At 48.2% G+C, this 20,067-nt stretch carries 10 protein-coding genes; 4 read left to right on the top strand and 6 right to left on the bottom strand.

Annotation, left to right across the window (positions count from 1 at the left end; genetic code table 11):
* The first annotated feature begins 62 nt into the window (after nt 1-62).
* The 3 genes from Pan54_RS12245 to Pan54_RS12235 all read left to right on the top strand — a co-directional run bounded on the left by Pan54_RS12245 (nt 63) and on the right by Pan54_RS12235 (nt 8,117).
* Nucleotides 63-5,483, top strand: a complete 5,421-nt coding sequence (locus tag Pan54_RS12245; RefSeq protein WP_146503757.1) for a hypothetical protein — start codon at nt 63-65, stop codon at nt 5,481-5,483.
* 370 nt (nt 5,484-5,853) lie between these two features.
* Nucleotides 5,854-7,005 (top strand): DUF1559 family PulG-like putative transporter, encoded by a 1,152-nt coding sequence (locus tag Pan54_RS12240; RefSeq protein WP_146503756.1) that lies wholly within the window; start codon nt 5,854-5,856, stop codon nt 7,003-7,005.
* 203 nt (nt 7,006-7,208) lie between these two features.
* Entirely contained in the window at nt 7,209-8,117 is a 909-nt protein-coding gene (locus Pan54_RS12235; protein WP_146503755.1) for a DUF58 domain-containing protein, read from the top strand.
* Nucleotides 8,118-8,135: 18 nt separating this feature from the next.
* Here Pan54_RS12235 and Pan54_RS12230 read toward each other — a convergent pair whose 3' ends face one another.
* The 5 genes from Pan54_RS12230 to Pan54_RS12210 all read right to left on the bottom strand — a co-directional run bounded on the left by Pan54_RS12230 (nt 8,136) and on the right by Pan54_RS12210 (nt 17,610).
* Nucleotides 8,136-9,059, bottom strand: coding sequence for a D-alanine--D-alanine ligase family protein (locus Pan54_RS12230; RefSeq protein WP_146503754.1), 924 nt, complete (start codon nt 9,057-9,059; stop codon nt 8,136-8,138).
* Nucleotides 9,060-9,111: 52 nt separating this feature from the next.
* Nucleotides 9,112-10,635 carry a serine/threonine protein kinase gene (locus Pan54_RS12225; protein WP_146503753.1) on the bottom strand — a complete coding sequence of 508 codons (1,524 nt, stop codon included), beginning with the start codon at nt 10,633-10,635 and terminating at the stop codon, nt 9,112-9,114.
* Between the two features lie 229 nt (nt 10,636-10,864).
* Nucleotides 10,865-12,940 carry an FAD-dependent oxidoreductase gene (locus Pan54_RS12220; protein ID WP_165441750.1) on the bottom strand — a complete coding sequence of 692 codons (2,076 nt, stop codon included), beginning with the start codon at nt 12,938-12,940 and terminating at the stop codon, nt 10,865-10,867.
* Between the two features lie 282 nt (nt 12,941-13,222).
* A complete protein-coding gene (locus tag Pan54_RS12215) occupies nt 13,223-14,911 on the bottom strand; it encodes a hypothetical protein (protein WP_146503751.1) in 1,689 nt (562 codons plus the stop codon).
* A gap of 272 nt (nt 14,912-15,183) precedes the next feature.
* Entirely contained in the window at nt 15,184-17,610 is a 2,427-nt protein-coding gene (locus tag Pan54_RS12210; protein WP_165441749.1) for a tetratricopeptide repeat protein, read from the bottom strand.
* A 690-nt stretch (nt 17,611-18,300) separates the two neighbouring features.
* On the opposite strand from Pan54_RS12210, the gene Pan54_RS12205 reads away from it, so the two are divergent.
* Entirely contained in the window at nt 18,301-19,413 is a 1,113-nt protein-coding gene (locus tag Pan54_RS12205) for a methyltransferase domain-containing protein (protein ID WP_146503749.1), read from the top strand.
* A 7-nt stretch (nt 19,414-19,420) separates the two neighbouring features.
* Here Pan54_RS12205 and Pan54_RS12200 read toward each other — a convergent pair whose 3' ends face one another.
* A complete protein-coding gene (locus tag Pan54_RS12200; protein ID WP_146503748.1) occupies nt 19,421-20,011 on the bottom strand; it encodes an NYN domain-containing protein in 591 nt (196 codons plus the stop codon).
* Between the last annotated feature and the right edge of the window lie 56 nt (nt 20,012-20,067).

The raw sequence follows: 20,067 nt of genomic DNA, 5'->3' as shown, positions 1-20,067 counted from the left end.
CGAGTCGGTGTCGACTGGCTGAGTCCACTACAACGGAGGCGGGCTTGTCTCTGGAGTTGAAAATGAAAACGACTATTAAACAACGAATCCCAAAGCTTCTGCCCGGAAGAAATTCTTCTGCGGTCGCGGGAGTGGACTACGGGCAGAATTCTTCGCAGCAACAGTCTCAACGACGGGGTGGGGCGGCGATTATTATCGTGCTCGCCATGACGGGGATGCTTGCCTTCCTCGGCTTCTTTTTCTTCTCGTTCATTTCGAGCGAACGAAACAGTGCCGGCTGGTTCGCGGCCACGCCCAATCGGGAAATCAGCGAAGGAGATTATTTCGATTTCGCCCTGCAGCAGATCATCATCGGGCCTTCCGACGAATATAAGAACTCTGCTCTGAGTGGTGGGAAATGGTCGATGCTGCCGAACATGGTCGGCTCGTTTGGTCCCGATTTGAAGCCGGATGATTTGCATCTGTTTTCGGGACGGGGGATTACGGTTACCTATCAGAAAGACCCGAATACCGATCTGCCGAACGATACCACAAACTCCAACAATAATTTTGGATTCGACTATAACAGCGATGGGGTGATTGACGGCAAGGTCGTCAACTTCAGTCCGGCTGCCAATCCGGTGGGGGGCAATAATTATCCAGCCAGTCCACTCGGTCAATCGAATCATCCGAATTATGTGCCGGACTTCGAGCCGGATGCCGGATATACCTATCCCGATATCAACAGTATGTTCCTGGGATATTTTGCGTTCGTCGATGTTGATCCAAGTACGAGTGTCAATTTGCGTCGCGTGTGGGTGCCTTCGTTTCATCGGCCACAGTATTTGCCGCGAAATGAGGATGTCGATGGCGTTCCGATGACCGACATCTATACCGATTCCACTTATGCCAACCGTGTGCTGCGACCTCATAAATCGCATCTTGTGCAGTTGAAGCAGTTCAGCGGTTCGACGTTGAATCAACAGAGTGCACCCCGGTTTATTTCTTCCGGGTCGTTTCACTCCTACACCGGAGCCGCAGGGCCTGCTAATCCGTTTCCGTTTCCTGATTTTGGGGCCAACGAGTATCAGGCCGGGATATGGACCCATGGTCGTGCCGGGCACAATTTAATCACATATGATGTCGATGCGGATGGGATTTTGGCCAATGGCGATGAAGCGATTCTAACCGATCTGGACCATGCGGTTGAAATTTTGTCCGATGGTACCAAACGGATTCCAATTTTTGCGATTACAATTCTGGATGCTGACGGGTTGATGAATCTCAATACCGGCGGCAATCTGTACGGCGAAGCGACGAAACTGCAGCACGTTCGCACAGAACCTTCTAGCGCAGGCGACGATCCGTTGGGAGATAACCACTTTATCTCCAATTCGAACCTGGGACTTTCGCCAAGCGAAATCAATCTGGCTCGTGGATTTTATCGTCCACTTCCAGATTTAGGTGGTGCAACGACCGAGCCACCAGCATCGATGCCACTTTATGCTGACATGTTCGAGATCTCCGCAACCGGTGGCGGAACCGTTCAGGTGACACAACTTGATATGGCGAACATGGAATTGACTCGATTGTTAATTGGTGTAGCCGATGGCGATTTAGGGACTACGGATGATCTCGTCTGGGGACGCTGGGGTGAAGCCGACGGTCTTGCCGGGAGTGCGAATGAAGACCGTCTGGAACTCGGCGTTGCTGCCGCGACCACGCTGAATCCTGCGAGTCCACTGGCGCCAACTCCGCCCGTCCCACGCACAACCTGGGGATCACCTCGCTTACCGGGAGCCGGGGCGACTGCTCAGGATGATGATGAAGATTACCTGACGGGCGGCGGAAAAGTTCGTTTTGCGAATTCTTCATATCGCGATCCTGTGTTCGGTACACTCGGGTTGACGATACCACCGGTTGTTCATCCGATTGATGAGATCGCCGTTGGTATTGATTATGTCAGCGGTACGAATCTTTCGATTTCCAGCAACACTCGAGATGCAAATAACTCGTTTGTTCTCAATAACACGATCTATACAAATATCACAGGTGGCTCACCGGTTGAATATGGAAAGTTCCGCGCATCGGCTAAGCCGGAAGCGAACAATCCTTCGCGGTGGTCGTCTTACAGTAAACGCTGGGAACGACAGTTGGTTGCAGGGTCGTTGTCGGGAACGACGGAAGCCAATCAACTCGATGATTTGAAATTAAAGACGGGAGTTCTCCCTTATACTGAAGCGGAGAAGAGCGATGGCAGCCGGGCTTTGCTGCAGCCGAGGACATCGAACTCAGCAGACAATCTGTTCCTGGCCGATGAGCCGGATGAGATTATTGTGGAGCCAAGCTTCCGTAATCCGGATGATGATGCGTTGTTGTCTGTCGGAGAAATGCAGTTCCTGCATATGAACGATACCGATTGGGGAATTGCAGCCAGCACAGCCTCTTCTCGACTGGAAAAGCTGGTGAAGTTCAACTTTGAACGGACGGACTTCCTTTCCACCACTACGAACGATATTGAGGACAGCTGGTGGCTGCGAAGTCAGTTCACGACCGACAGCTGGGACCGCTGGGAGTTTGCGTTTTCACCAGCGGTGGGGGCGATTATGGATATTAATGATCCAAATTACGATATCACGCAAAATCGTGCCTGGGAATTCAGTCCGGTCAACAACGACAATACCCGGCTCGCCTTCCCTCCGGAATTTGGAAACGCGACTCGCTTTTCAGCGAACGATCCTTTCCGGGACGAACTGCGACAATGGATTTCAATTGAGCTGGAACGCGATCAGGTCTTCGCCAACTTTCCGCTGCCTCAACGCCGGTTGATTATCAATCGATTGCTGGATAAGGATCGCGATGGGGATTTTCGGTATCGTCATTTGACGCCGCATCCGGTGTTTGGAACGGGGGATCCAGACCCTAAAGGTCTCATGGATTTGATGTATGATCCGAGTAACTCCGTGGTCAAGTCGTATGATCCGGGCAGTGAGCCGGTTGCGTTTGAGAGTATCGCGAATGATAAATTTGCCCAGGAATGGTGGGCGAAATATGATCGCCAGAGACTGGCCCGGGATATTTATGTGCTGCTTTATACCCTGGGAGCCGGTGATGATACGATCGATGTGACACAGGATCCCGATGCTTACGATCCTTCTGTCCTCGATGAGGATGCGGTCGATTCTTCAGGAAGTCGCGTGGGGAATGATGTCAATGATCATTTGCAGGCGATGGCACAGTTTGCTGTGAATTATGTCGATGCGTTGGATCGTGACAATGTCATCACGGAATTCGTTTTCGATACTGATTTATCTGATGGATGGGATATCACGGGTGAAAAAGATGCGAATGGACAACTGACCGAACTTCCAGAAGCGGCCCGTGTATTTGGTGTCGAGTCGCAGCAGTTGACCTTCAGCGAAACATACTTTGTGCAAATTGAACGCGGAGAAATGAATGACAGCCCAAAAACTCCCTGGGTTGATACTGCCGGAACTCCTCTCCAGTTTCTGATTATGGAATTGCGGAATGCCTCTCCATTTCTGGTGGATTACAAGACGGATTCCTGGAGGATTCGCAGAATTGTTGGTGAAGATGATTTTCGCGTGAATACCAACGGAAATTCGGGAGACGATGAAACTGATGATGAGTGGGTCGAATTCAAGACGGTTGGTGCGATACCGGGAATTCCAGCCGGAGCTAACTTCTGGATAGGTGCACATGATGAGGCAGACACATCATTGCCTGCTGCGGTTATGCTTGATGAAGATGACAATGGAACAATCGAGCGAGATGAAGTACTCTGCCCGAGTCGCGAGCAAGAGACCGATGGTGACACTAAGCCTGTCTGTCATCTCGATATCAATCATGACGACCATGCTTCTTTCAGAACGAACAAAGGAGGCTCACCCAATTTCCTGATGGGTGAAATTCGGGACAAGTTTGAAATTGTGCTCGAACGTCGCTGCCATATTCAAGGCGATGGTGAATATAGCAGTGAAGTTTCTAATCCCTGGGTGCCGGTCGATTACATGTTCGTTCAACGAGACGGGACAGTTCAACCACTTGATCAATCTTCACCTCCAGCCAGTCGGACTATTGATTTATCTGATTTCGATAATCAGAAAAGCATTGAACGACCTCAGCCACTTCATCGTCTGCCTCGTGTAGATGGATATGCTTCGATCCCGGGAAACCGCGAAAATAATGAGGGTTCCGGGCCACGTCGGCATTCGATTGGACCTCAAACACCACTGTCCTACGACAATCAGGATATTTCGAATTATCCCAGTGCACCTTACGTTCCGTATGTTGCTGAGAATTCGAATTGTCCAACTGTAAATAGTGTCAAAACATACACATTATGGCAGCCGCACTTTGATCGTGATTTCACTTCGGTCTACGAATTAATGAGTGTGCCGATTGTGGGGCCGGGTCAGTTGACGGAGTCAATTACTGACGGTGCGAATGGAATGAGTGGATTGCACACGGCCTTTACGAAATTTGCTGTGACTGATCCGGGGACGCCAGCAGATACCTCGGACGACAATCGCTGGTATCGTCTTCTCGAATTTCTTGAGGTGCCGGATGGGTCTCAAAAGGCGATTCGCGACAATCTGCCGATGCCGAGGTCTCCTGGGAAAATCAATCTGAATACGATTCGACATCCGTCTGTGTTTGCGGGTCTGGTCGATGATGATTATCACCTTGATACATTCCCGACACCGGCTCAAATCATCGCCTTCAACGATGATGCCAAGCAATTGTTTCCGTACGCAGTCGCACAGGATCCAAACGAAGCGGCTCGTAACTGGTATTCACAGTACATTTACAGCCGCGATCGAATTGACCCTTACACGGATGCTCCGTTACCGGGGATTCCGGGTTCACGCCCCTTCCGACCAATGGGATATTTGCCGGAAAGTAATCTTGGTGCAAATTATGACAAGGTTTCGCCAGTCGAGCATACGTTCTTGAGGTCGCTGCCGTTGACAGATGATGGAGGGCTTTCGTCCACAGGACCATCATTTACGGGAGTTGGACCAATGTCAGAAAACAACAATAGAATTGGTGTTAATGGTCTATGGGATGACATGTTGGATAATGGAACAGGTATGCTTGAATCAGAAGAAAATAGAAAGAAATATGCTATTGGTCGTCGTCGATTGTTTGAAGCCCGCACCAATAATGATGCGAATTTTCCCTCGATAACTGATGTAAACGCCGTCGATTTCCATACCCGAAATCGTCTGTTGAACAAGATTGCCAATAATGCGACGGTTCGCAGTAATGTTTACTATTGCTGGATTCACGTGCAGTTTCATGAAGCTGCTGAGGATGAGTTTGGGAATGTCCAGGTGGGTGGGGAGTTGAGCGGAGGCGAAAATGCTTCTCAAAGAGCATTTTTTGTGATCGACCGTTCGAAACTCGAAGAAGCCTGGGATCCTCGTTCGCAATCATTTGACTGGCGGAAATTCGTGTTGTTACGAAAAGTTTTGAACTAAAGCGGAATATTTACGGATCGATTTTCGATGTTTTGGGATCACTTTTAGTAACGTCTTAGGATTTCAGCGTTTGCGTTGCACTAATTTTCGATGAAGAGCGGTTTTGCACTGGATTTTTGGGGGCGGGATCACGCATAATAAAGAAAGGATACGAAAACTTAGAATCTGCATCATTTTTAGATGATCAGATTTAGACTCTTAAACAGCTGCCATAGAGGTTCAACCGATTCTCGGAAGAGCCGGGTAGTTTCTCTCAATTTAATTTTTACTGTCTTTGCGGGCATTTTGCATTTGGGAAAGCGGTGTTCCGGGCCTTAGCCACTTTCCGAGGCAGAACAACTACATCTTACGAGTTTTAAGGAGCACTGTAATGAACATTCGCCACACGGTACGTGTCGCGCAATCACGCCGACGCGGATTCACCCTGATTGAACTGCTGGTCGTGATTTCCATCATCGCGACTCTGGCCGCATTGATTCTGCCTGGTATTCAAGGCGCCCGAGCTGCAGCCCGTAACCTGCAATGCATCAATAACATCCGCAACATCGGCACTGCTGTGATGAACTTTTCCTCACAGAGTGGTGGACGATTGCCGAAGCTGGCTGGACAGGATACTTATTTAAATGCTGCTGGTACTGGCGAGGTTGCTTACGGTTGGCCTGTCTCTCTGTTGCCGATGTTGGACAATGCTGCCTTGGCACGTCTGTTGCTCCTGCAGCAAAATACAGGATCCCAATCTCACCAGACTTTATGGGATACACAGATTGCTGTATTTTCCTGTCCGGATGATGACACGGCTTTTCAAATTGATGGCCAATTGAGTTATGTAGCTAACGCTGGCTACGCCCCATATACAGGTACTTCACCTGTACCAGCTGGTGAGTGGGGTTCGATCAATGATCAATCACACAATTTTAACAACATTGATTGGAGAGACGGGATTACCGATGCGACTTCATCAACCGGGCTCGCTCAAACCGCCCCTTTAGCGACTCGAATCAGTCAGTCAACGGGAGTGTTCTGGCGAGACACTGGTGGAGATCGGTCAATTGTTACTTTGGATTTTATCTCAAATAACGATGGTCAAACTCAGACCATGATGCTTTCAGAAAATCTTGATGCAGGATTGTGGAGTTCGAACAGAACTGGTCAGATTGCATTTGCACTCCAAGTACCAACTTCAGGACTTATCCCGACACAGGCAGCCATCGCGACTCCTAATGGTGTTGGACGCTACGATGACAGCACTGCAGGTGCACAAAATTCTGCACTGGCTGTTATCGAAGATTTCTCTTCAACAGGTTACAGTGCCGGAGATTCTCAAATCAGTGCTGCTAACCCTGGTGGGGTACGTCCCTGGCGACCATCTTCAAACCACGTTGGTGGAAACGTCAATGTCTTCTACTGTGATGGTCATGCAGGTAGCTTGAACGCCACGATGAATCAGGCCGTCTATGCACGCTTGATGACTCCAGCCGGTACCAAGTACGGTCAGAATGTTATTAAAGATAGCAACTTCTAGAATTACGCGTTTCGCCTGAGATTGTAGACCGCTGGGGAGTTATACTTCCCGGCGGTTTTTCTTTTGAGACAGGGCGTGGTATGATTTTCAGAGATCCGTGAGTACTCACATTGCCTTGTTGCAGACGAATGTCGAATTCGTCAGGCGGTGCCTGACCTACAGGTTTACTCTTTCTATGTCGCTGTCTTGAGATATTGGACGCCATGTCGACAACCAATCCTGAACTCTCTGCTTTTGGTGATCCGAGCACGTTGATGCAGTTCGGGCGGCTCGATGTGATTGCCCGGCTGGTTGTCGAAGGGTACATGATGGGGCAGCATAAAAGCCCCTTCAAAGGGAGCAGTGTCGAGTTTGTCGAGCATCGGCAATACTATCCCGGCGATGAAATTCGACATATCGACTGGCGGGCTTATGGTAAAACGGGGCGGTATTTCGTTAAAGAGTATGAAGATGAAACCAACCTGCGTTGCTACCTGATGCTCGATGCTTCCGGCAGCATGGGCTACGGACAGTCGACCGATACGAAGTTCAATTACGCCCGACAGATGACAGCCGTGCTGGCGTATCTATTATTGAAACAGCGGGATGCGGTTGGCTTGTGTCTGTTCGATCATAAGTTACGGGAACTGATCGAACCTTCCATGAATGCGACTCAGTTTCCACGATTGATCAAAACTCTGGAGCAGGCAAAAACGGGGCGAGAGACAAGTCTTGGGAAAGTCTTTGAGGATGTCATTCCCCGGCTCAAAAGGCGGAGTCTGATTGTTTTGCTGAGTGATCTGTTTGATGAGATCGAGCCTTTACAGACGGCCATCAAACGCTTTCGTCATTATCGGCACGATGTGGTTGTCGTACAGATCGTCGCACCGGAAGAAGAGGAGTTTCCATTCAGCAGGCCAACACAGTTTCATAATCTGGAAAAGACAAACGAACGCCTGCTGGTCGATCCCCATCGCTTGCGTCGTCATTACCTCGAACAGTATCAGAAATTTATGAATCGAGTTTCCCAAATGTGCACGAAATCGGGAGTCGATTTGTTGAAAGTGAAAACGGACGAATCGTTCGCTAAAACATTGGGGAGTTATCTGGCGTATCGCTCTCGGGGGAAATAATGTTTATGATTGATCATTTCAGGAGTTGAGTCCTTTGGATTTGAGAGCCGAATCGCAGATGTTTTCACAGAGTGTTTCATAGGTCCACCCATGTTGACTGGCGGCTTTGGGGGCCAGGCTTGTTGAGGTCATACCGGGGATGGTATTAAGTTCCAGGCACCAGGGTTGACCTGTATTATCGACAATGAAATCGACTCGAATTAAGCCTGAAGTCTCGATGGCCTGCGCGGCTTTTTGGGCAGCGGCGATTAGGCGTTCGATGAGTGTTTCATCCTGATTCTGATCGATGAAATATTGCGTACTCGTTTCCTGGTATTTCGCCGAGAAATCGTAAAACGTGCGTGGGGTTTGAATTTGAATGGGTGGGAAGATGATGTCCTCAAAGATTGCAACGGTCCATTCCTGACCCGATATGAACTCTTCGATGATGACTGTTTCTCCGTAATCTAAAGCGTGATCAATCGCCTGATTAAGTTGTTCGGAGATATCGACACGGGAAACGCCAATACTGGATCCCTGGGCATTCGGTTTGACGAAGACGGGACAGGAAATCGATGAACACAGTTTTTCTCTTTGAATCAGTGAATCTTTTCGACTGATGATCGAATGACGAGGCGTGGCGATTGCGTAGTTTAGAAATATTTGCTTGGCCTGAGATTTGTCAAAGGCAATAGCAGAGGCAGAAGCTGAACTCCCTGTAAAACAGAGGTTGCGATTTTCGAGAATCTGCTGGATCTGTCCATCTTCGCCGAAGGTGCCATGCAGGGCGATGAAGACAATTTGGTCGGCCCGAACAGGTAAATTCTGAATCTCAACGTTTACTGGATCGATCATTGAAACCGTGTGGCCACGAGCTAAGAGGGCATTGCGCACTCCGATCCCTGATTTTAAACTGATTTCCCGTTCGGCTGAGTGGCCACCAGCCAGTATGATCACATCCATGTGGTTATCAATCGCGAAGTTTCTTTTGTGTCGCGTCGGTATTTGCTGAGAACTACAAGCCGAAGTTTTTGGCGATCATGTCGTAGACCATTGGTACACCCAGATAGAGGCCGTAGCCTGCTGCTCCAACAACACACAGCCAAATGACCAGACTGATCCAACCCAAGGTTCCATCACGCAGATTTTCGATGATCCGCCACCATTTGCGGCGACTGTGTTGTCGGTCCAGTTTTGCGTAGATGGACTTCATGTCCTCCTTTTTTTTACCATCCTGTTTTTTCATCAGGTTTTCGCCAACCTGATTTTTGAATTCCTGCACGGAGCCGACGGCAACCATGGGGACTTTGGGGTTCTTAGTGATTCGAGCCTTCTCATCGAGTAGATCGGTCGCCAGACCACGGTGGATCTGGTCGGTTGTCATTTTTTTGATTTGCTCTTTACCGGTACGATCTTTGAAGCAGACTCGCCAGGTATTTCCATCGAGTTTTGCAGCCGCCAGACGTTGTTCACGGGCTTCTTCCCTCGAAGTTTTTGGAATGTTGATTTCGCGTTCAATGTTTTTCGCATTGGCCATTGAAGGTGAACTTTGTAGTCCTGAAGGGGAGTTCATTCCGAGAATGACTTTTTCGTCTGAGTCAATAAAACTGAGGGAAGGGTTTTCGAGGCCGAGAGGCATTAAGTCGGTTAAAAGTTCATCACAGTTCTGATACCGATGCTTGGGGTCTTTGGCCATCATTTTATCGATGATCAGATCGAGCCGTTCAGGAATGTCTTTATTGAGCCTGGCCGCGGGTGTGTATTTCGAATTTTCTTTGGCGAGAATTAATTCCATCGTGGAATCGGCTTTGTAGGGTGGGACACCTGTCAGGAAGCGATATAAAGTTGCTCCGAGGGCGTAAATGTCGCTGCGCTGGTCAACATATTTCGCGTTACGAGCCTGTTCGGGAGGCATATATAAGGGAGTGCCGAGACCGGTTCCGGATTGTGTCATCGAATGGTCTTCGTCAATCGCTTTAGCCAGCCCGAGGTCTGCAACTTTGACAGCTCCATTTTTAGTGACCAGGATATTGTCCGGTTTGATGTCACGATGAATGACATTCATTTTATGAGCGAAACCGAGAGCCTGAGCACAAACAATGATGACGTGTACGGCATCACCCACGCTCAGTTTTTCGAGCGTGTTGATCCAGTCCTGCATGCTCGAACCATCGATAAATTCCAGCGCGGCATAGTACATGCCTTTATAATCGCCCACGGCATAACAGCGGACGATGTTAGGGTGTTCTATTTTTGCTCCGACGCGAGCTTCGCGAATGAAGCGGTCGACAAAGTCTTTCCGCTTCGACAATTCACTCGACATCACTTTGAGAGCACAGCGGCGGTCCAGACTGATCTGATGAGCCAGGTAGACAGAGCCCATCCCCCCCTGGCCGACTTTCTTCACTAAACGAAAGTCACCAATTTTCTGAACCTTCTGTTTTGCAGGTTTCACTGGTTTACCTGAGGCGGTTTGACTTTGCTGACCTTCGGCAACAGTTTCCTGCTGAGAATTCTTAGTCGGCTTGTTCTGAGCCATAGTCGCAACCTTGCTGGGGAATTCTGAAAGAGCCTAAATCAACCGTCTGCAATAAATTAAATTGATGAAGATTCGATCAGGAAAATACTAAGTTTAATGAAACTGATCATGCAGTGGATTTCTATTGCATATTCAAATATGAACTGCAGCGTCCGGCAGGAGCAAACACCGCGTTTTCCGGGAATTGGCGTCCAAGCGAATGCAGAAACCATTTGAAAATGGTCTAAAATTAGGGTTGTTTCTTAATGGGAACAACCCAGACAGCATCGGCAATGACATAGCCGTTTGCATTGTTGTTGCGAATGATAACGCGTCCCGGTGTGCCCGGTGAAAATTCGTAGGCTCCTAAAGAGACAAATGTCTTAGAAATTGAAGGAGCAAGTCGCTGGTTGATGTTCGTTGTTGCCAGTCCTGCTTCGCTGATAACCTCAACAGTCACGTTGGTCGCCCGGTTGGAATTGGGGGGATAGGCCAGACGAACATCGTACTCTCCTGAGGAAGTGACCAGGAATTCAAACGTAGCAGACTTTTCTCCCTGATCGCTGTTTTCATCATGAAGATAATCTGTTCCGACAAAAACGGGGGCTGAACTGCTGTGTGTCCAGCTTCCTTCGAGTTTGGCGTGCGAATTATCGATAACGATTCCGGGTAATGACTTCGGATCAATTCCGACGCGAGGTTCGCGATACGGGCCTGAGTATTCAAGAACCTGACCATCTTCGAGGAGCTTTTCTTCGAGTTTTTTGTAGTCGATATCCTGGACGGCACAGTTATCGTCAATCGAATGACAGGCGGCAGTGGCAGCCGAGTGAGCCAGAATCATAAAGACCGGTTCCATACGAATCGAACCATAGGCCATGTGGGAAGAGGAAAGGCAGACAGGCACGAGCAGGTTTGAGCATTCCGACTTCATCGGCACAATTGCACGATAACTGACCGGATATGGTCCACCTGGGTTGACCTGGATGTCGCCTTCGTTTCGAGCGAATCCTTCAGGAGTGACATAGCGTTGGACATTGTGCGAATCCATATTGTAGGAACCCATGCCGATTGGGTCTGGAGTTGGTTTTTTACGACGGAGATGAAGTTCAGTCATGACAAAGTCAGAGACCATTCGTCGAGCTTCCCGGACATAAATCTGGTGAGGCCAATTCTCATTATCGAGGAATTCATCGGCTGCAAGTCCCCATTTCCGCGTTTGTGTTTGAATGTCAGCCGGGACTCGGGGATCATTGGCCAGAAACCACATCAGACCCTGCTGGTAATCACGATGTTCGGCGATGATTTTGTCCCGCGTCTGGTAATCGCCATCAGGATAATCGTAATTCATGCCGATATTATCGGTCGAAAATGCGCCGTGGTTGTTGGTGTCCGTTTTTCGATTCGGAATAACATCAAATTTTTTGAACACACCTTTCCAGCCTGTATTCAGATAGCGGGCAAGTAGTTCGTAGCGTTCCGGGTTGTAGTTTTCCGGTTTTGGAAAGGGAACCAGATTGTCGGGATGATTCGAGAGGCACATCCGGAAGCAGTAGGCTTGAACGCGATGGTCGCCGGTACCATCTTCGCCGGGGTCTTCTCCATGCACACCTGGTAATAGTCCACTGCTGGCATCTCCTGGGATACGATATGGACTCACCTTCGATTCAAACTGATGGGAGATGGTGCGGGCTTTCTGTACACCGTTGAGTGACTCGCCATAGACATCGTTTCCTTCACGACCGACTGTGTATTTGACACCAGCCTTAGCCATCAAGTCTCCTTCGTAAGTGGCATCGATAAATCGTTTGCCGCGAATAATTTTTCCCGATTCGAGTTTGAACTCGACAATTTGACCAGCCTTGGTGGTGACTCCGTCAATTAATTCGAGCCGTTCATTCATGTAGACCGGAATTTCATATTCGGTAATTAAGTCATTGAAAACTTTCTCTGCGATGTGCGGCTCAAAAACCCAGATGACTTTGGCTTCGGGGTTATAGCGGGAATATTGATCGCTCTTCTGCCATTTCCAGGTTTCTTTGAGGTCGTACTCATTTTTGACTCGTTCGTAGAATTCCTCAGAGATGCCGCCGATGACCGATTTATTTCCGGAATCGGTCCACCCGAGACCTCCAGCAGTTAACCCGCCCAAGTGAGCAGAGGGTTCGATGATGAGAGTGGTTTTTCCCATGCGTTTGCATTGTACGGCAGCAGCGACACCAGCGGAGGTCCCGCCATAGATTACGACATCTGCTTCGAGGATCTCTGCGGCGATGACGGTCTGAGTCAATGAGCCAGTTGTGCTCAGAAAGATGATTGTCAGCATGCACGCGATGCATGCTTGAATTGAGGAGAACGAAAATCTGGTCATGTGTGTCAATCTCTTAAATTGTTTGTCAACTGATCGATATTAGTCGATTGTTTCATCGAGATTCGTTGATGTCCAGTCTACAGCATTTCCAATAGGAATTTCCCACGTTTTGCTTGAGTCAGTGAAAAAACTATTGTTGTATTTGTGGATCACTAAACTGCAATTTAAGTTGCCGTAAATACAAAAACGCACCTGAGAGTCGTCTCAAGTGCGTGATCAAACTGGATCTCGAATGATTTACAGATTTTCATCTGCAAAATTGGCAACGAGAATACCGAGTAATCTTAACAGGCCCGGCTCGACAGTGAGTGTCCCCTGAATTTCTCCATCGGCTTGTTTATCGTAGATCTCGATGAAATCGTCCGTGTATTTTTCAGAGAAGGCTTCGATAATCGCTTTGCGAAGCTCAACGAAATTTTCACCAGGATTACGGGCACTTAATGCTTTAGCGAAGGGGCCAAAATGGCCTTTAAAGGTAAAGAAGTTTTCAGGAGCTTTCTGCTCTTTGGTTTTAGAAACCAGATCGACCATTTCTTCGAGCCAGGGTTTCGAATTCTCGCCGATGCTGAAGAGCACCATTTTTTCACTGGTGGCGATATGGAAATGACAGGGGGAGCCGAATAGCGATTTGAACATCGGTGGCACGTTGTCTTCGAGTACAAATTCGTGGAAATGAAAATCACCGACAGTAGCCGTGTCCATTTTGGTTTTGTAGGTGTCGCGAATTTCTGGCAGCATTTTGATGACTTCTTCGATGTCTCGTCCAGACTTGGCATTCATGCCGGCGACCATATCATGCAGAGAATCACTTTTTTCTTGATCGATTCGACGAAACTCAACGAAACCATCAATTGAGCCAAGCGTTAAACCATCTTCGAGAATTGGGATGAGTTTGGCGATGGCGTCTTTGGCGGCTTTTTTCTGTTTGTCGTTTAAGTCTTCTTTACGATCGATGCGGATGCTCGCAACAGGTTGGTAAGCTTGAATTGTGGCTTTGATTTGCTCCTGATTCGCGGCTGAAATCGGAAACAGCATTCGTCCTGTTGCGACAAAATCTTTGGTTTCCGGAATGGTATGATAGGAAGTTTTCAGATCTGGAATTGCAGCAATTGTTCCAGCCAGATCAGTCCCTTCAATTCCGGAAATGTTTAAGGTTCCGAGTCCATTTTTCTTGGAAGCATCAGTGATCCAGCCTGCTTCCAGATGTTTGACTTCTGAAAACAGCCGTTCAAAATTATCGATCCGATTGACGGCCAGAAGCTTACGGAAGTCAAATTCCTCAACGGACTCCGTCGATTTTTTCTTGATACCTGAGATGATGTTCTTGCGAACAGCCGCCATGCTTTTTCGGCGATCTTCCAGACCGGCTTTGTCGTGATTGATGATTATGCCAGCATCGTAGTCGGCCTTTTTGAGAGGTTCGATTGGGGCATGAATTTCTGGCACATTCGGATCAATACTGGCCCGTTGATCTTCGGGGGCAAACAGCGCGTAATCATTGGCGATTTTCATGAAGCCAACAAATGCACCTGCAAGAGAATAAACATCGCGAGAGATCGGTTTGTTCGTTACGCCAAAAGCATCGACATTATTCCGAAAATCTTTGACGTCTGTAATCGGGAAAAATGGACGATAGAATTCGCCGTTTTTTTCGTCAAAGAAAACATCAATACGCACAGGCTGTTTTCGATCAATTCCTTCGAGAAACAGTTCGATATTCTCTTCGACTTTCTCTTTCCAGATCTTATTTCGACTGGCGAGATCATTGACCATATACTCGATGTCTTCGAGCAACCGGTCAGCCCCGATGATCACCATCGTAACTTTATTTTCGGTTTCTTTTTCTTCCGCAGCAAAAGTGCATGCGGGCAAAGACAAATAAATTACGGCAATTGCCACTATCATTTGGAGTCGAGAAAGGTTCATTTTTTGAATGCATTCCTGCAACATTATCCTCATGGCCATCTTAATCTCACGCTGGAAGGATCGTAATATTGTTGTTTTTGGCAAAACAGACATCCTCAGACTATTTAATCTGAATCAGCCTATCTTTACTCAGTGTATGGGATATCCCAGACTGGGGAAAGACCGGTCGTCGACATTTCGTGCCCTAACTTCCCTATACTGTACAGATTAGGAAAGAAACGCGGGTTTGGAGATTTGAGATTACTGCGTCGATCACTTCGTAAGAGAGTACCTTACGGTTTCTTTTTCCCGGACTGTGGTTCTTCGACCTTCTGCTTGTAGACATCAGTAGAGTTTAGTCCCTCGATGAGCCCCAGATTGCGAGAGCATTTATCGGTTGCAGACAGATTGCGTTTCAAAGTCGCATTCCAGAACGGGTCGATTTCGCCACGCCGTGTCATTTTCACACCTGAAAATCGATAGGCGACTTCCTGGTCGGCAATCGAATTCATACCTGCAATCCAGTCAAGCGTGACTTCTGAATTTTGCTGCTCTGCAATCCGGCAGGCATATCGCAATTCGATGAGAGGGTCATGGAGGCTCAAATCGATCCGTTTCATCAGGTCTCTCACTTGTGCGATATTCCCGGCATCGACCAGTCGATTGATTTCCATGCGGCTTTCCAAGCGAGATTTCCCATCGGCCGCTGACGGCCAGGCAGCCAGGAATTCCTTGACAGCTGTTTCATTCGCCGACTGACGCAGTGAATACAAAAGATCGGTCGATAATGTGTTTTCAACAATCATTTGGAAGTTATCAGTACGAGGAGACTTGAGATCGGCTTGAAAGGCTTGGAAATATTGATCGGAAAGTCCCCAGTCGAGCGTTACGTCGTAAATTTGTGACTCAAGATCGATTCTATTCTGGGCTTCTGTCGCGATCGAGTTGGCGTTGGTGCGGTAACGGTTAAATGCCGTTCGTTTGCGGATGTCTTCCTCAATGTTCAATTCATTGGCTAATCGAGATTGAATCGTTGCTCGATTCTGATCGACTTCTTTGACGAGGGCATCCGCTGCTGCTTGAGTAGGTCCCATTGTTGCCGTGTAGTTCAGACTCTTTTCGATATGTTCCCAGGCTTTGGCTTTCTCTCCTGCCAGTGCGTAATAACGTGCCAGCAACAGTTGAGCGTGTGCAGCAGCACGATGTTTGATGGAACCGTATTGATAGTCGCCATCGTAAATGGAACGAAACGGTGGAATAACCGCTGCCGGTGGAATTTCCCAGCTTGCCATGGCAGTTGCTATTTGAGTGGAAAGTTTTTCTGATGCTGCGTCTTTTTTCAGGCTCTGCAGTACTTGAGCCAAGGCGCGGTTCTGGTCTTCAGTCGTAATGCCTTCAATTTCAGGGAGTTGATCGGTTTGAAAAGCGACGCCGGATTGAATCGCGAGATTCGCTTGAGCGGCTGCGTAGGCAGCCAGGCATTCACTTTTACGCATTGGGTCTTTAACGGCTTTAATAAAGGCAGCCGTTTGAGTGGAATAACCGCGAATAGCAGCAGAGTAGGCTGTTGCGAATGAGAGTGGTGAAGTCCAGCGGACTTTAGGAAGCCAGTCGTAACTTTCATCGAGTGCGAAAGTTCCTGATTCGATCACGATAGCAATACGAGCCGCCGATTGAGCAACATCCTGAACATCTTCCCGAGTTTCGAGTAGTGTCCGGGCATCTTCATAACGTTCGAGCGCGACCAGCAATGAACCGAGTGCGACGGCATGACGGACCGCCTCAGCTCCTTTTTGGGGCAGTTTACTCGAAAACGTGAGAGCTTCATCGGCTGATTTATTGGCAGCGGCCGTATCTCCTTTTTTCAAATGAGCCCAGCCGATATTGGAGAGTGGTGTAATTTTAAAATAGTTTAATCCCATTTCCAGGGCATCAAAAGCTTCGAGTTGTTCTAACGCATTGGCAAGATCGCCATTGGCAATATAAGCCTCTGCATTGAGTTGACGACAATAGGGTTTGCTGCGGTTATCTGAACGTTGAAGGGCAGAATCGATACTCGATTGAAAGATTGTCTGCTCGAAGGCTTTGACATCAATCGGTGGTTTTGTCGGAGGAACATCGGGATTAACGGGATCGTTCTTCTCGGGATCGACCTGATCGATATTGTTATTGCCATTATTGACAATGGGGCCTGGACCAGGATCGGGGGTTGGTGCAGGGGGCAGGTTGATGTAGAAAAAGATGCCGATTCCAGCCATCACAAGCACGGCTACTAAACTGAAGATCCGGACAGGAGTAATCAGTGGCTTCTTCGGTTCTTCCGGTTCGACAACCTCAAGTTCCGGAGCGGTAAAAATCGGCATCAGACATTTAGGATTTGGGCATTTGACTTCTTTACCGGCAACAGCTTCTGTGCCAAATCCATTGGTGTCACACATCGGACAGACGACACGATGATTGACCTTTGCAGTCGGCTTTCGCTGAAGTTTGATGACTTTCCTGGGGGCTTTCGGCTTGACGGCAAACGGATCGTCATCTTTCTTCTGAACTGGTTCCTCAGCCTTAGCTGTTGGCTTCGTCTTCGCTGCAATAGCTTCCGTTTTTCGGGCTGCTGGCTTAACCGGAGTTGTCGGCCCCGAGGAACCATCCATGGCGGCTCCACAAAACGGACACTCTTTGACATCATCATCCAGCACAGACTGCTGGCAGGATGGACACATTCTTAATTCCATGGTGTTATCCTCTATAATGGTGACACTCATTCACTTTCCCAATTGGGAAAGCGGTCGGAGCGAGGCCATTACTGTTTTATATTGTTATAATTCCTGAGAAGTCCAAAGTGTCGTCAAATCGAAAACCCTTGAACTCAAATTCAATTGTATTACAGATTACGGAAACCGTATTGGTGACAGACGATATTGCTCAGAATAGCAGATGCGAACGCATTTGCGACTGATTCAGAAGGACAAGCAATCGAATGATCCGTTTGCCTTTCCACTCGTCCCTTTTATTATTCGTTATAGGTCAGTCGATGTACAGTCGATTGCATCAATTCAAAGTCAGTACAGGAAATTTGAAAAACTCCAGTGAAATCATAACCCGATGCGTCAGGGAGGGGCCAGTGTGGAATTCATGATTAGCTGCTTGTTGTTGATGCAGACAATACTGTATGAAGCGGGAATTTAAACATTTTGTCCGCCTTACAGACCAGCTATTGCAGGAAATGGAATACACGATTTGAATATCAAAGTTTAACCGAATTGCGAATCGGAAGCCGTCCCTTCGCTGGCGCATCGGGTTAAGATGCTACAGCGATGTCGTACTCTTTCATCGCTATCTTTATTAATTCTGGAGTTTTGCAAAACTCCAATCAGTATTCAGAACGATCAACATAGAGAAGCATAATTAATATGTCTGAAACAAACGGAAACCTGATCCAGATTCAGTCTGGGAATTTGAATGTCGATCAAGCTGTCCGCAATCGCTATTCCGGAGCGGCACAGGAACGGGAGGCCGCATTGTGCTGCCCAGTCAATTACGATCAGCAATATCTGGATAAGGTTCCTGAAGAAATTATCGAACGCGACTATGGCTGTGGTGATCCCTCAAAGTATGTCTCGGCTGGTGAAACGGTGCTCGATCTGGGATCTGGTGGAGGCAAAATTTGTTATATCTCTGCTCAAATTGTCGGAGAAGCTGGCCATGTGATTGGTGTCGACTGTAATCTTGAAATGCTGGGACTGGCTCGGAAATATCAGGCCGAGATGGCGGAAAAACTTGGTTACGATGTGGTCTCGTTTCGTCGTGGAAAAATAGAAGACCTCAAGCTCGATCTCGATTTGCTGGAGGAGCGACTGCAATCCAAACCCGTTTCGAGCAGTTCTGACTGGCTCGAAACCCAGGAATTGATTGAGAGCCTCCGCAAGGAACATCCTCTGGTGGTTGAGAATTCTGTCGACGTGGTTGTTTCCAATTGTGTGCTGAATCTGGTGAGCAAAGAGAAACGGCGAGAGTTGTTTGAGGAAATTTTCAGGGTCCTCAAACCGGGGGGCAGGGCGGTCATCAGCGATATTACCAGCGATGTCGATGTGCCTCTAGAATTACAGAACGATGCAACTCTCTGGAGTGGATGTATCAGCGGAGCGTTTCGGGAAGATGAATTCCTGCAGGTCTTTGAGGAAGCCGGTTTCTACGGATGCGAAATCCTGGAACGACAATCAGCCCCCTGGATGACAGTGCAGGGAATTGAGTTTCGCAGTATGACAGTTTGTGCCTACAAACCAGAAATTGAGTCAGGGCTGGATCCTTCTGAGACGGTGATTTACAAAGGTCCCTGGAAAGAAGTTGTCGATGACAACGGAAATCGCTTGATCCGCGGGCAGCGCACAACTATCAGCGAGAATGCCTTAGACCGCTACACAAAAGCCCCTTATGAGGGCGATTTGATTTCCGTCGATCCCAGTGATCTGCAGAGCAAGAATTCTGATAATGCTTGCTGTAGTTCGGGGGGAAGCTGTTGTTGAGGCTCGTTTATTCCTCGTCAAGTTCGCGAATTCTCTCTTCCCAGTACTTTAATTCCTCGTCAGTAGATGTCACCGGTAAGTCTGCAGATTCTGAGAGTATTTCGTTCAATCGCTTGAGATCATCCTCTGAAAATGGGTTCCCAAGTGTTGGATTTGAATTTGGACTTGGCTTTGACCGCGTTCGTTTTCGCGACTTTCGTGTCAGTTCCTCATAAAAATCTTCACTGTCGACGGGCTTCGCTTTCCGCGCACGAGCCGCTTTGTGAAGTCGATGATCGCTCGATATAACAACGACCTGTTTCGGTGCAGAATGTTCGCGAATCAATTTTTCAATGAGCGTATCGGCATCAGGATAGGAAATTGCATTCAAGACCGTCATGCCATGAGCTGTTTCCCGCTCATTAACCTCAGCCATCGTGCGATTGACATCAAACACAATGGTTGTTCGTTCCCGTTCTGAAGTCGTTATTCGACCTTCCAGAAATCGAAGCAGGCGGGCTCGAGCTCTAGCCAGCATCTCACCATCAATACGCCCCGGCATCATCCCTGCCGCATGTAGCAGGTTGTATCCATCGATGATCAGGAAACGTTTAGGCATGAGGTTTCAAATAATCGATCGAATATCATAGTCCTGTGCATTCCCTGTGTATTGCG

The sequence above is a fragment of the Rubinisphaera italica genome, assembly GCF_007859715.1.
Lineage (GTDB): Bacteria > Planctomycetota > Planctomycetia > Planctomycetales > Planctomycetaceae > Rubinisphaera > Rubinisphaera italica.
Note: the sequence above shows the minus strand (reverse complement) of the source record. Positions and strands in the feature narration are given on the sequence as shown.